Raw genomic sequence first — 14,498 nt, 5'->3', positions numbered from 1 at the left:
AACAGAAATATTTTTTGAATTTATTTAGTTACCTGGGCTTCTTCTTGTGTTGAAGATTGTTGCTCTTTTTCAGGCAATGTCGCATCAATCAGTCGACAATTTAATTGATAGATTTCCTCTGTGATCATATTCCCCCTGACCAATTTTCTTTTTCTTTCTCCAGGTGCTAGATTTCGCATTCCAACACCCCTTGTCATGAGGACATATTTTTTTGTAGCACCGTGTAGATCTGATCTCATAGGTGTACCTGATTTGTCGCTCCCGCCGGTTAATTTTATTTTCCCCTCCTTAAATCCTAAAATAGACGATTCTAATATGTCTCCAAGCTTAGAACCTATTAGTGGTTGAGCACTCTTATCCTTTAACTCTTGACTAGTGCTTTTACCCGTTGAATCTGAAATAACTACTTTAAATTCTACCAAAGTCTTTATTAGATAAATTTTCAGCCTTAATTAATCTTGCTAAAAATTACATTCCTTCTCATCATCCTTTGTTCAGTTCAAAGAAATTTTCACTCTAAACTTTTATTTTTTTCCAACAAACCAATAGCATTCAGGTTATTTTTTAGATTACTTAGAATCCTCCCTTATCCCAACTTGATTGAAAATTATCTGCTAAAGTAACAGCTTTTTCTTTCATCTGTTCAATATACTCATCGTAGTCTATTTCTATTCCACATTTTTCACATTTTATCTTATTCTTTTCAATATCAAAATTAGCCTTGTTGTTGCAATTTACACATCTGGCATCCATGGAGAACATTGGTTGTTGAATTCTTAAATATTTTTACACTACTCTTTGAAAACTAATAAAGTAAACAGTTGTTTGATAAATTAACTGTTTGTCTGACAGTTTAGCATGATCATGTCAACCTTTAAAATCAAATTCTATATCATGGAAACCCAAAAATATTGACTAATGTATCTATTTAATCTGGTTGAAAATTAAAGAATTATTGAATGGAAATATAGTTGGCTCTGGCTTGGATTATCTAGTTATTCAAAAGGAAAGAAAACGGTATTATGTAGAAATTCTTCCACCTACATTAAAGGAACTGAAAAATTCATCTACGCCATATGGTTCTCAAATCGATTAGATTAAGCAAATAATATACAAGGGGCATGAATAACGATTAAATCAAATAAGATATTAATAAAAGTATTTGATGCCGAATAAATCTGCCTCCACCGTCTTAGATTCTGCAGAAGACAAAGTAAAAGTAGAAGTTGAAGAATTAAAGAGGGATATCTCTCAATCAACAACAAAGCTAGAAAAGTATAAAATTATTTATAATAAGAAGGCAGAATCCGAATTTTTTGTGGATAATTCCGCATTAGCTGGGTTTACCGGTGAACGTATTTTATACATGGCCATTAGAGAGCTGATAGAAAACTCGTTAGACTCTTGCGAAAGTTTTTCGATTCTGCCGTCTATTAAAATTTCATTAAGAATTTTTGATCAAGCTAATGATTTATGGATGTTGGCGTGTGAAGATAATGGAACCGGGATAAATTCAGATAAACTACCCATAGCAGTTTGCTCTTTTCTAACTTCTGCTAAATACATGGAGAAACAGCAAAGGGGACTGTTTGGAGTTGGTTTGAAAATGGTAGCGGCTTTTTCTACAAAGGATACCGATTTTCCAATAAAAGTATGGAATAAATCAATTGATGAGCAGGATGAATATTATTTTGAGTTAAGAACTGATATTGGAACCAATAAACCTATTGTATTGTCAAAAAAATTGCAGCCTAAACAGCAATCTCGTATTCAAGACACATCTGGTTTTCGGATAGAAGTTATTTTGAGAGCAAAGTTGGTACCTATTACTAAGAACAAAATTTATGAGTATGTTTCTGAAACGAGTATTGTAAATCCATATTCATCCATAACCTTTGAAACAGATGATGGTATATTTCAGTTTAATAGAAGGACATCAATAATGCCTAATCCGGCACAAGAAATCTTGCCCCATCCTTCTGATATGGATCTAAAAACCTTAAAAAAAGCCATTTCTAAATTCCAAACTCAAAAAATGTCTTTACCAAAAATTTTAAGTTCGTCTTTTCAGAAACTTTCTTATGAAAAAGCAAAGGATATTGTTACTAATACTGGATTGTCATTAAAGACCTCTACTGGTGATTTCAGTGAGCATGATCTTATTAAAATTGTAAACATTTGCAAAAAAACTAAATTCCAGAATCCGAATACAGATCATTTGAGTCCTATTGGTCGAGAAGTTCTCACAATAGGAATGATGTCAGAATATACTATTGTATCAAATAAAGGGAATGATAATACAGGAGTAACGGTTACAGCCCCTGCCCCCGCCCTTGCCACAGCTGAAAAACCTATTCTTACTAATGCCAATTCTAATCCTCAAGTAACTAATGATACTGTTACTGCATCAACTTTTGAATCAGAACAAAATGACGAACAAACACCAACACCAACACCATTCAAAAATATTTTATCAAAATCAAATTTTTCAGTTAAAGTCCTCAAACCTGTCCTTACCACTTATACATCAAGAACATGTGTCATAAATAATAGGCCCACAGTTGTTGAAACTGGTTTGGCTTATGGTGGTGATATTCCGTCATTCAAGTTATATCGTTTTGCTAATAAAATTCCTCTATTATACGATGAAGGGTCCGACGTCGCTAGAGAGGTTATATCAGAAGTAGAAATTAATAAGATGGGGATCACTAAAAAACAAGCAAAGGAACAATTTTCTGTCAACAAAGAATCAAAAAAAGATAGAGTCATTGAGGTTTTGCCGTTGCATATTTTTTTCCATATTTGTTCGACCAAAATCCCTTATAAAACCGCCGGAAAAGAAAGCATTGCTTCAGAAGGCGAACTGAAATACTATATGAAATCATGTCTATCTGAACTATATAGGAAATTAAGTACACAAATACGCAAAGAGCTCAAATTAAAGGAGGCAGAAAATAAGATCAGACTATATAAACACTATCTACCGTTCATAGTAGATTCAATAAATGAATCACTTGGTAGTAAAAATTCAAAATTAAACGAATCGTTTACTAGATTGATTGAGAATCATTTATCTAAAAAGCCCCAAATAGACATGGGAGACGCTTCTTCTGCTGAGTCCACTTTACCCGTTCAACCATCTCAAAAAATGGATCTTGTGGATATAGATCTAGAGCCGGACATACAGGAGACCCAAAAGACCAAAGATATCCAAAAGACCAAAGATATCCAAAAGACCAAAGATATCCAAAAGACCAAAGATATCCAAAAGACCAAAAGCATGGCCTCTTCTAAACCAAACCTGAACAAGTTAGAAAATAAGAAAAAAGACAATAAAAAGGTCGATCCGAGCTTAGCTGGTAAATTAAGTAAGGTTGACCCTCCAAGAAATGTTACTAAAAATAAAGAACCCAAAGGAACAAACAAGGAGTTAATCATCAAAGAAAAGAGCACTACAAATAAGAAAAACAAGAATCTCGCTGTGAAAATAAATGCTAACAGAGCAAAAAAGAATAAATCTTTTAACAGATCTCCAAATCAATCTAAAACCAAAGAAGTTCAATCAACGATAGATTCCTATAGTAAAAGGGTAAATAAGGGTAAAAAGAAATAAATAATCTATCTATTGTCTACTGCAAAAAAACAAGAATTTGTGACTATCATAAAAAGGATTATGAGAAAAATATCTGATGATGTGATCAAGCAAAATCAAATGCCTATCTTGGGTTTACCAAAAATAGGATATGATAATACTGTTTGGTCTGATGAAAAGAGAATGCTTACAACAGGTGACAAAAAAATTGAAGTTAGTCCCGACAGTGTAAAGAAAATACCCACTTTTGCTCAATATTTGGTCATGGCCAATGCGGTAAAAAAACTACTTGATGAAGAAATGGAAAGTACTATTCGAGGGATGTATTATGCAACCCTTAGTAATGTAGGAGATGATAAAAACAAGCAAAAATTTTGGACAGGTCAAGAGGATTCTGATAATGCAATAAAAGCTGTCGAACTTTTAACTGGAATCCCGAGAGAAGAGTTTTCTGTAACTTCCAAACCTAAAGGAATGATTTCTGGCCCTATAAAATTACGGGTTGGTGGCGATATCATAGATTGCAATCTTGGAAGCAGAGCTACATCTCAACTTATCCCAACCAACATGGGGGATGTCCAAATAGACGATGTCAAGGCGGACTTTGTAATGGTGGTCGAAAAAGACACTGTTCTAAATAATATAAGAAAATCTGGTTTTATTCAGAAATACAACGCTATTTTATTGACTGGATCGGGTGAACCGGATCGTGCAACAAGAATGATGGTGAAGATTCTAAATGAACAATGGAAAAAACCTGTGGTAGTTTTTGCCGATGCAGATCCTTGGGGCTTAGGTATTGCGTTAAGGTACAAAATTGGTAGTGAATCGTTGAGTTATGATAGTGAAAGGCTGGTAACTCCAAATGCTCAGGTCCTTGGAATGATGTTTTCAGATATTTATCAATATAACATTCCAGAAGTTGCTCGGTTGACAGCAAGTGATGAAGATATTAATAGAGCCAATGACATGAAAAAGAAGCCTTGGATGCAAAATAAACAATGGCAAAAAGAACTAAATCTCTTTCTACATAAAAAGGAAAAATGCGAATTAGATGCTTTTTTTAAACATGGATTTAAATATTTATCCGAAACCTATTTGCCTCAAAAACTCCGTATGGTAGGTTTAATCTGAGTGGGCTCGTGAATTTTAGTGTTTTTTTATTACTAATTGATAGGAAGCATATGTATATGCATGCATATATCGATGCATCAGTCGCTTACTATTTTTGATATCATAGGCTTTTTTAACTTGTGAGTTGTCTTCTCTGTATCTTTTATTCTTCTATTGTAATTTGAGATTATCAAGTCGTGATGATCACTTCTTCTATCTGCATTACAGTTAATACTCCTGGTAGATTTCACCTTTAAAATGCAGTATTTTTTATATAATGATTTAACATACTCTGAATTAGAATTAGAAAGCAATACTTTAGAGCCAATATTGTCTAGTCTGTCAAACTCACTCGCCAATTCTTGGTGTTGCTGAATTCCAAAACTTTCTTTAGTGTAATCTGTAAAGTTTGATGTTCTTGATACTGGAAAATAGGGTGGGTCCAAATAGACAAAATCATTGTCTTTACACTTTAAAGTAGTATTTTTATAAATATCACAAACAATCTTTACCTCCGCACTATTAAGCAAACTTGAGCAATCATTAAGCTTCTCTTTGTTGCATATTTTTGGATTAAAATACCTACCATGGGGAACATTAAAATTTCCTATCTTGTTTACCCTGTACAATCCATTATAACATGTCTTATTCAAGAAAATAAACTTCGCTGCAGCTTCTGTATTGGTTTTATTACTTTGATCATCTCTAACAGAATAGTAATACTTTTCTCCATTTTTAAGATAACCTTTTTGATGATCCATCAGGATTTCTATCAGTTCATTTACGTTGTCTCTTACTTCTCTGTACGTGTTAATTAAATGAGGATTTGAATCTGATAAGTAAGCTTTTAACTGTTTCCTTGATTGGATTAAATGAAAGAAAAAAGCACCACTACCTAAAAAGGGCTCGAAATATCTGTCAATGTTAGTGGGTGTAAGTTTGTCTAATAATGTAACTAGCCTTCTCTTTCCACCTGCCCATTTTAAAAAAGATGTTGTATTGGTTTTGTACAATTGGTATGTAATTATTGATTAAATTGTCATTAAGACATATGATTGTTTTCTATGTCTTTAAATTATAGTAGAAACTAATAAAATGCTTTTATTAGTATTATTGTTCAGTCTTTATTTGATGTAAGAAATGAATAAGATTCTTTGACTTTATTTGATGCGTCTGTGAGAAATTGATTTCTAATAGCTTTTCCGTAATACACTAGATCTCTAGATAGCATTTCTATCCTTAGTAGTGTTTTTTTATTTGTTATGTTGCCTGCATCATCAAAGTCATCGGAGCTTGTGGATATGCCATATGGCATACTCCAACCGTAACATTGCCTTACTGCGGTCCTCATTTGTTCCATTACTGTAAGGCCTTTTTCATGAGATGCACAAATGTATCCAAATGTTTTTCCAGAAAATTCCTTCCAAAAATAGTCTAGAAAATTCTTTAATACTCCTGACATTGAGCCATGATAATCGGGGGAAGTCAAAATAATCGCATCTGCCCATTTGACCAAAGTATTTGCTATTTGTAAGCTTTCTTTCTCTGCTGTTTGAATTTGATCATGATCTAAATTGGGTTCATAAATAGGCAATCTATATTTCCTGAGGTCAAATAAATTAATCTCTGCATTATAATTATTCTTAGCTATTTTTAAAGCGTGCTCCAATGCTTTAAAACTATAGGAATTGCTCCTCATACTTCCTGCAATTCCCAATAATTTTATTGTCATTAGTTTTTTTTTAATTGTTTATTATTTGAATATTTACTTTTCCTTTTAAACTACAATAACTGTTCAAAGACAATAAGAGAAACCAATGACAACTAATCTTCTACTAGAATTGAATTATAGTATTGAGAAAAAAATAAGTACATAATTATTAAAAACAATCCTCATAAAGAATATCCACTAAAAAAATCATGACAATGTATTACAATAAACTAACTTCGGGTTTCATATCTGCAATTTTCTTATTATTAGTTATAAGTTCAGTTAACTTTTCGTCAATCAAATTGGTTAATGCTGCTACGGGTGATCTGGTAAACTACAACAATAACTTTCAAATGTATACATCCCCAAACGATCCTAATAAAGACTCTGCCATGCAAAATGCTGATTGTGTAGTGACTTTCATGACAAGTTATGTGTATACAGCATCATCAGCTGAAAATTGTAACAATAGTGGTAGTGACATGGGTACCAGCAGCAGTAGCAGCAGCAACCCATCAATGTCTTCTTCTATACCAAGTAGCCAAAGTCAAGGTTTGACGTCAACTGATGGTCCTCAAACCGGCGTGACAGATGGTTCTGGCGTAGGCGTAGTTCGAGTCGTGGATACAAATTCTAATGCTGGTAGCTCTACCCCCGCACAATCCTCCTCATTTGTAACAAATAATAGTAATCCTAACGATACTAACAATATGAATGTAAATGTAAATGATGATAACAATGATAACGACAAAGATGCAAAAGACAACAACAATGATGATGATAACAATGATAACGACAAAGATGCAAAAGACAACAACAATGATGATGATAACAATGATAACGACAAAGATGCAAAAGACAACAACAATGATGATGATAACAATGATAACGACAAAGATGCAAAAGACAACAACAATGATGATGATAACAATGATAACGACAAAGATGCAAAAGACAACAACAATGATGATGATAACAATGATAACGACAAAGATGCAAAAGTATACAACGAAAACACTGTGAATAAACAAGAGCGCAAATTATTGCTTACTACCTGCTTTGAAAGAGCATATGACCAAGGAGATTATTTGTCCACAGGTGAAATTGTAGATTGCGCCAACAACTACAACAGCTAATTTTTTTTGGCTTTATTTATTGTTCTTGATCTTGCTCGAAATCTGTCATATTCGATGATTTCATTTCTTAAATGCAATCATTGTGGTATTCAAAGTTGAAGTCTTTCTCTTGATATCCTGTAGATTGCAATTTGCAAACCCTTTAACTAGATCAGTGTTATTCATCACCGTATAAAGAATTGATTGTTCAAGTATCACATTTGATTACTTTATTAAAATAAAATAGACAATTTCATTTCGAAATGGAAATACTCAAACAAACCACAATGTCCATAATATTTCGGATATTGAACATACTTTTGAATTTCTTATGTTATTAACATTATAATCAGGAATAGCGATCATAAATGATTGAGGTATGTATTTCAAAAATTAGAGAATGAATAATCAAGTGTGTACTTATTATTGTGTTTTTACATAAAAAACCTGATGGATTCTGATTCGATCAAAAAGAATTACTTTGATAAACTCGGACTGCTATTTGAAAATAATCTATTAGATCACGATACTTTTACTCATTATAAGAAAAGAGGTATCAAAATATACGATACTAATAGGGATTTAAACTGTAATCATCTGTCTAAAATAATTCCCTACATAGTAATCGGCGCTTCGGATGAATTCGTCAGTAAGTTGAGTGTGCCATATCAAGCTACAAGTTTTATTGCAGCCGAAGCTTTTTCACCCAATAGTGGCGTTTTTATTTTTAAGTTACTTGGATTGAGAGGAGGGGGTGTTACGTTGCTCACAGGCGGGAGTAGAAAGCTAGGTGACAATATATTTGCTTCTCTGCATCGTATGATTTTAGGAAATCAAGCTATTGTGGTAACTGTAAATAACATGATGGAGAACTACGGTCAAATTTGGTCTTGGGATTTTTTTGGAAAGCACTTAAAGGATCCGCATCCATCTCTGCATAATGACCTTTTGAATCTTTCAAGGAAACTTGTTCACCCAGATAATTTTTATTTTATCATTTCCGTCCGTTCACTAGAAAGTATTGCCGAATCACATTTGGTTGAATTTTATGAAAAAAATAAGATAGCAATGTTGAACCCGATAAACAATCAAAAGGTAGTAATACTTACTACCAGTACGGTTTATGCCCATCTTTCAAAGACCATCAAAGAATCCCGACTTATCACTTACATTGATACAGGAAAAGAATTTGATATGCATAAAGGACTTAGGATCTTAAGAGAAAAGTATGGTGTTAAGTATTTGTTAAATGACGGGGGCAGAAAAATGTCTGAATCCATAAGGGCCAAAGGGTTGTTAGGTGAAGAAAGAGTTACGTTGGAGCCATTCAATCCTGCTACTCTTAACTATGACATAGACGATACCTGTATTCTGGGAAAAAATGGATGGGGGGTAGACAAATCAGAATTGAAGGGTTCCATACTGCTGGATTCCTTAAAAATAGACGATGAGAAAGCTAATGTGTATGTATATCCCCTTGATGAATCTAAGGTTTTGAGTTGAAATTAATAATAGTGAATCCCCAATCCAATCAGGATCGGTCTAATCGTGTTGGTATGATTAATCTCGCTTTCTCTAATAGTAATAGAAACATCTAAAATCTAACTACTGTTTCAAACTAAATGTACCTTTATCCTACTGATGATTTCATGGAATTCCTTACTCTCAATGTGCTCACTAGAGTCGCTGTGAAGGTATTTTAAGGGATTTATTCATTTTTGGCTATTGACGTTTGATATCGTGTAGTAGTTGCAGTTGACTAGGGGTCATTCTCGCAATACTAGTATTGAAAATCGATAAACTCCTGTTATGGCTCCTCTTTTGTATTATTTTTTCCGATTCTTTAGCCTTGTTTCCATCCTGGCCTGTCCTTCTAAAAATCTTCTTTTTTCATCCTCATCTCTCAAACGCAATTGAGGAACCTCTGTTGGCTTTCCTTTTTCGTCTAGGGCTACTAGAGTTACATATGCAGTGCCGGTGTGAACCTTTTGGGAACTGTTTAAATCTTCTGCTTCTATTTTTACCTCAGCTTCCATAGAACTTCTCCTAACGTAGTTTATTCTTGCCTTTAAAATCAAGGCATTTCCAATATATACTGGCTTTAGAAATGTCATGCTATCTATGCTTGCTGTTACAATGTTTGCATGACCTGCATGTCTCTTTGCCACTAAACCAGCCAACAGGTCCACGTACTTTAAAATCATTCCGCCAAAAACATTTCCAAGCGGGTTGGCATCGGAAGGCAGCATTACTATTGTCGTCTCTGCTTCTGATTCTTGGACTGTTTTTTTGGCTTTATCTTGTGGTGGTTGAAACTCGTTTGTCAATATACCCATCATATGGAATCAGACTTATTAAATTCTTGAATTCTTAAAATAGTCTGATTTCTTTGGCATATCAAGCCATGCTCGTCAGTCGATTGAGGATTCATTCATTTTATAGAAAATCAGGGGGTTTGATTGATGATATATTTTCCCTAGTTTTTCAAGTTTGTCTGAGTAATATATGATATTATTTTGTCAAGAAATGCAGAACTTATTCGTGCCCATAAAGTATTTTTATGGTCAGTTTATTGAATTTATATTAAACTTTGACCAATTATTGATATGTTTTCATCTGGCAAGGTTTTGTTTTTTTTTAAATATATCGTTTTTCTAGGTTTAACATTTCTTGTAAATTATCATCCTTCTCTAGTCAGAATCTTTGGACGTTTTCAAGCGTCAAATATTTGGTTATTGTTCTTTGTCTCTTTCTTTTCTTTGTCTATGGTAATTTATTTCTCCCCACTTGACACTGAACACCTAGCTTTTGCACATTCTTTTTTTGGAGGTAATGATGCTAGTTTTAATGGCACTCAAACTCAAACAATAGGAAATTACGTGGTAGAGCTTTTAGTAAATCCATCTAAACCCATGATTGGCAAAGATACCTCCTTTCTTTTCCGTCTTACTTCTAACGCAGGAGATGAATTAATCGAACTTCCAGTTTCATTTTCTATTTTTAAAGACGGAAAGCCTGTATTTTCAAATCCAAATAATTTTACACTGGTTAGACAAGGCCATTACGATTTTAATTATACCTTTAGTGAGCCCGGAAAGTACGTTCTATTTGTGGATATCAAGGACATTTTCTATACCCTAAATATTTTGAACTCTAAATTCGAAGTTGATGTTCAAGTTCCAATTGCAGAAAGAATCTATGATCTTTTACAAACCTTTGTAGTGAATTATTATTATATTTACATACTACTTGCTGCTCTGATTGGAATATCCTTTATTGTGAAATCAAGGAGGCATAAAGATGTAAAAAAGGTGAATGAATAATTCGATGATTGTACTAAAAATGACATAAATACAAGTATTTTTAATATAAAATAATGACTAACAAATCGACTAGTACAAAAGTAACTATTTTTGTAGTTTTTGTACTCGCATCAGCAATATTTTCTGTTAATGGAAATGTTTACGCACAACAAAATGTAACCTTGTCTGAGGCTTTGAATGCAACAGATGCAGCAGAGCAGAATTTCACTAATGAAACCGATAGTGTGCCCGTTGAAGAATTATTACCAACAACAACCGATGGATTGGTTACTGATAATGCCAGTAGTGCAACACCTGGAGCTGATAATGCCAGTAGTGCAACACCTGGAGCTGATAATGCCAGTAGTGCAACACCTAGAGATGAAGTAGAGGCATATTTCAACGGAAATGAGACCTCTCAAGAAAACGCTGTCACTAGGGATTCTCAAACTATATTATTAGAAGGTGAAAGCTTACCAGAAGGCGATTTTATCCATCTGTATGACTCTACACCATATCAAATTATGAATGGTCACATTGCAGCAAAACTACCGTGTAGCGATGCTAATTCTACCGATGTAAATGTCCTAATTGGTCAAGCTCCTAATTTACAGCCAGCTGAATTAGAATTTGTAGATCCATTGTCTACTCCTGGAGAACTCTGTCTCTATCATGTAGATGTTGCATCAGATGAAACAACTCCTATTACAGACATAGCAATTCAAAATAACTCTACAGATAGTATCGACTTTCCAGCAACATCCACTATAGTCATAGGGGTTAATGAAATCGCTCATTTAAGCGGCGACCATCACGAATAAGATTAGATCCATCTTTCCGTCTTTTTTTTAATTGAATTACTGGTTTTCAAACAGTAGTTTCAAGACTGAATTTTTTCATTCCATATTTCTATATTCTAAATGTAAAAGATCCCGTCCCGTCTAATTTATCGATAATTCTTTTGTGGCTTACTTGACTATCAAAATTTTACAGTATGTGAGAAAATTCAGTGACTATATGATGATCTGATAATAAATAGAATATTAAAAAATTTATAAAAGTTGATTCAAACGCAAACACAAAGTGTTACACACTGCGCACGTACGCCTGTCTCTTTTTCTCTCTCTTAGTCTGAGTCTCTGTTATAATTATTCCTTCGACCAAGGGGTCTAGTAATACCGCTCAGTCTTCTAGATGGATACCTGCTATTACTATTGTCATAATTATTCCTAGATGGATACCTGCTATTACTATTGTCATAATTATTCCTTGACCTTTGTTCTCCTGGAACCCTATTTTGACTATATCCTCTTCTACCATAATTCGATCTAAAGCGATTAGGCCTGGGAGCACTATTGAATTTGAAATCTACTTCTATTCCATATTCTGTGTTTAAATTCTTTAGCGAGTTTGCTGCGATATTCTGTATTTTTCTGAGGGTAAACATGTCGTGTTGTGAAACAAAGGAAAGTGCGGTACCATTTGCTCCTGCTCTTGCTGTTCTCCCTATTCTATGGAAATATGTCTCTACATCATCAGGTATGTCGTAGTTGATAATATGACTGACAGTAGTAATATCTAATCCTCTTGATGCGACGTCTGTAGCGATAAGAATGTTGAATTTCTTATTTCTAAATCTTGAAAGGGTACTTTCCCTTTGTCTCTGATTTAAATCTCCATGAATGCTATCTACAAAAAAGTCGTCGTTTCTCAATTTATACGTCAGATCTCTAGCCCTTTGTTTTGTTGCCGTAAATACAATAATATGACTTTCGTCATTGTTTGAAATAGGTTTCAAAGTGCTAACTAATTGTTGAAATTTGTCCTTTTCGTAAAGCATCAGGTATGATTGATTTATGTTTGCCTGTGAAATTGTCTTTTCAATGCTAATTTGCTTCGGATTATGCATTTGATCTTTGGCAAGCTGCATAATAGAGTCAGGCATCGTTGCAGAGAAAAGACAAATTTGCTTTTTACTATCAATATGAGATAGGATTTCTTTGATATCGTCAATAAAACCCATATCTAACATTCTATCTGCTTCGTCAAGGACAAGGAAATTAATCTTGCTTAACGTAATAGTTCTTTGATTCATGTGATCCAAGAGTCTTCCTGGGGTTGCAACTACGATATTTACACCTTTATTGAGTATTTTCCTCTGCATTTGGAAATTCTGCCCGCCATAGATTGCAACGGACCTCAGGTTGCTATATTTTACAAGTTCATTTATAGTACTTGTAATTTGTATAGCCAATTCTCTGGTAGGAACTAAAATTAGTCCTTGTAGAAAATTTTTCGGATTTAACTTACTCAACATAGGTAGTACGAATGCGGCTGTTTTACCAGTTCCTGTATTCGATCTACCAATAACATCTTCTCCTTTTAAAATAAGTGGAATTATTGATTCTTGAATAGGAAATGGTTGTTCGATTCCAGTTTCTTTCAATGCTTTAACTATAGATTTTTCAATACCAAGTTCTTCAAAACTAACCAATTAATATATTCAGCTCAGGATTTCTATATGTGAATGTACTATATAAAAAGCAATGCATTATAATGTTCCAATTTGTGGGTTATTTGATCATTATTTGATCTAAAAGCAACGATTTTATTTAAAAAAAACTAACTAATCAAAAGTTTTGAATAGTTTTAATTTTGTTTTACTAGGGGATACAACAATTGCGAATGAGTTGGGAAAAAAAGGGACTTCAAGTGATATTACCATATATGATAGAAAAACTAATGATAAAATCATTTCTTATTGTTTCCCTAATACTTATCCTGAAAAACTACAGCCTCTTCTACAGTCTATAGCAATGTCTAACTACGTTATCATCAATATCTCCAAACTCGATTCTTTTCTTGGCGAACAGCTAATAGCAGTTGATATTTTTGGCATAAAAAATGGTTTTATTTTATATGGCTATGAGATCGACGTTGAAAAAATAAGAAATATCATAAAGAATACTGGCTTATCATCATTTCAAATACTGGATAGTTTAGAACAGCTGAAAAACAGTATAGCTGAAATGGAATCCAAAACAGAAACAGAAACAGAAACAGATCTAAAAGATAAAGGAGATGAGAGCCTCCAACCCTCTAAAGCCTGTATTGTAGTGGATCATGTGTTTGATGTCAAGGGAGTAGGTACAGTAGTTCTGGGAACCGTGAAACAGGGGGAGATTAAAACTTATGATGAGTTAGTTCTAAGTCCATCAAACAAAACTGTGGTGATCAAATCCATTCAAATGCATGATGACCCAGTTAATACCTCTAAGAAAAATTCTCGTGTAGGTCTGGCGATTAAGGGGGCATCTGCTAAGGATATATCGAGAGGAGATGTTATTACATCTCCAGGATTTGCTAAAATAGCAGCAACTGACTTTCAACTAAATTTCATCAAGAATCCATACTTTAAAGAAGAAATATCTGAAACACAGAATTATATGATGAGTGTAGGGCTTCAGATACGGACAGTGAAAATAAAAGTAATGCCCGATTCAATTTTATTGATTTCATTTGAAAAACCACTGGCATTTGTAGAGAACGATTTGTGTATTTTATTTAAACCGGATTCAAAGAGTATGCGGATTATGGGCCATGGAATTATGGAGTGAATTATAGCTATTACTTGTCTGTTCTGCCCAAACAAATTGAATCATTTT

At 33.6% G+C, this 14,498-nt stretch carries 14 protein-coding genes; 8 read left to right on the top strand and 6 right to left on the bottom strand.

Annotated elements, in window-relative coordinates:
• Positions 1-20: 20 nt before the first annotated feature.
• Together AAGU22_RS14285 and AAGU22_RS14280 are read right to left on the bottom strand one after the other, a co-directional pair.
• On the bottom strand, positions 21-422 hold the full coding sequence (locus AAGU22_RS14285; protein WP_458719780.1) for a S6e family ribosomal protein: 402 nt from the start codon (positions 420-422) through the stop codon (positions 21-23).
• A gap of 151 nt (positions 423-573) precedes the next feature.
• Complete coding sequence (locus AAGU22_RS14280; RefSeq protein WP_458719779.1) at positions 574-753, bottom strand: zinc-domain-containing protein; 180 nt, start codon at positions 751-753, stop codon at positions 574-576.
• Positions 754-955: 202 nt separating this feature from the next.
• On the opposite strand from AAGU22_RS14280, the gene AAGU22_RS14275 reads away from it, so the two are divergent.
• The 3 genes from AAGU22_RS14275 to AAGU22_RS14265 all read left to right on the top strand — a co-directional run bounded on the left by AAGU22_RS14275 (position 956) and on the right by AAGU22_RS14265 (position 4,726).
• Positions 956-1,096 carry a hypothetical protein gene (locus tag AAGU22_RS14275; RefSeq protein WP_458719778.1) on the top strand — a complete coding sequence of 47 codons (141 nt, stop codon included), beginning with the start codon at positions 956-958 and terminating at the stop codon, positions 1,094-1,096.
• A gap of 69 nt (positions 1,097-1,165) precedes the next feature.
• Entirely contained in the window at positions 1,166-3,613 is a 2,448-nt protein-coding gene (locus AAGU22_RS14270) for a DNA topoisomerase VI subunit B (RefSeq protein ID WP_458719777.1), read from the top strand.
• Positions 3,614-3,625: 12 nt separating this feature from the next.
• Positions 3,626-4,726: a DNA topoisomerase IV subunit A gene (locus AAGU22_RS14265; protein ID WP_458719776.1), complete on the top strand. Its 1,101-nt coding sequence runs from the start codon at positions 3,626-3,628 to the stop codon at positions 4,724-4,726.
• Positions 4,727-4,803: 77 nt separating this feature from the next.
• Here the strand turns inward: AAGU22_RS14265 and AAGU22_RS14260 are convergent, their stop codons facing one another.
• Both AAGU22_RS14260 and AAGU22_RS14255 read right to left on the bottom strand, forming a co-directional pair.
• Entirely contained in the window at positions 4,804-5,718 is a 915-nt protein-coding gene (locus AAGU22_RS14260; RefSeq protein ID WP_458719775.1) for a DNA adenine methylase, read from the bottom strand.
• Between the two features lie 104 nt (positions 5,719-5,822).
• Positions 5,823-6,437, bottom strand: coding sequence for an NADPH-dependent FMN reductase (locus AAGU22_RS14255; protein ID WP_458719774.1), 615 nt, complete (start codon positions 6,435-6,437; stop codon positions 5,823-5,825).
• A gap of 194 nt (positions 6,438-6,631) precedes the next feature.
• Between AAGU22_RS14255 and AAGU22_RS14250 the strand changes: the two genes are divergently transcribed.
• Positions 6,632-7,552 (top strand): hypothetical protein, encoded by a 921-nt coding sequence (locus AAGU22_RS14250; protein ID WP_458719773.1) that lies wholly within the window; start codon positions 6,632-6,634, stop codon positions 7,550-7,552.
• A gap of 429 nt (positions 7,553-7,981) precedes the next feature.
• Positions 7,982-9,034, top strand: a complete 1,053-nt coding sequence (locus tag AAGU22_RS14245) for a hypothetical protein (RefSeq protein ID WP_458719772.1) — start codon at positions 7,982-7,984, stop codon at positions 9,032-9,034.
• A gap of 323 nt (positions 9,035-9,357) precedes the next feature.
• Here AAGU22_RS14245 and AAGU22_RS14240 read toward each other — a convergent pair whose 3' ends face one another.
• Entirely contained in the window at positions 9,358-9,780 is a 423-nt protein-coding gene (locus tag AAGU22_RS14240; RefSeq protein ID WP_458721792.1) for an acyl-CoA thioesterase, read from the bottom strand.
• A 516-nt stretch (positions 9,781-10,296) separates the two neighbouring features.
• On the opposite strand from AAGU22_RS14240, the gene AAGU22_RS14235 reads away from it, so the two are divergent.
• On the top strand, positions 10,297-10,854 hold the full coding sequence (locus tag AAGU22_RS14235; protein WP_458719771.1) for a hypothetical protein: 558 nt from the start codon (positions 10,297-10,299) through the stop codon (positions 10,852-10,854).
• Between the two features lie 53 nt (positions 10,855-10,907).
• Positions 10,908-11,654: a hypothetical protein gene (locus AAGU22_RS14230; RefSeq protein WP_458719770.1), complete on the top strand. Its 747-nt coding sequence runs from the start codon at positions 10,908-10,910 to the stop codon at positions 11,652-11,654.
• Positions 11,655-11,959: 305 nt separating this feature from the next.
• Here AAGU22_RS14230 and AAGU22_RS14225 read toward each other — a convergent pair whose 3' ends face one another.
• Positions 11,960-13,327, bottom strand: coding sequence for a DEAD/DEAH box helicase (locus AAGU22_RS14225; RefSeq protein WP_458719769.1), 1,368 nt, complete (start codon positions 13,325-13,327; stop codon positions 11,960-11,962).
• A 145-nt stretch (positions 13,328-13,472) separates the two neighbouring features.
• Here AAGU22_RS14225 and AAGU22_RS14220 point away from each other — a divergent pair, with 145 nt between their 5' ends.
• Complete coding sequence (locus AAGU22_RS14220; RefSeq protein WP_458719768.1) at positions 13,473-14,450, top strand: EF-Tu/IF-2/RF-3 family GTPase; 978 nt, start codon at positions 13,473-13,475, stop codon at positions 14,448-14,450.
• The last annotated feature ends 48 nt before the right edge of the window (positions 14,451-14,498 follow it).

It is taken from the genome of Candidatus Nitrosocosmicus sp. R, from assembly GCF_054408505.1.
This window is presented reverse-complemented; position numbering and strand designations above follow the sequence as displayed.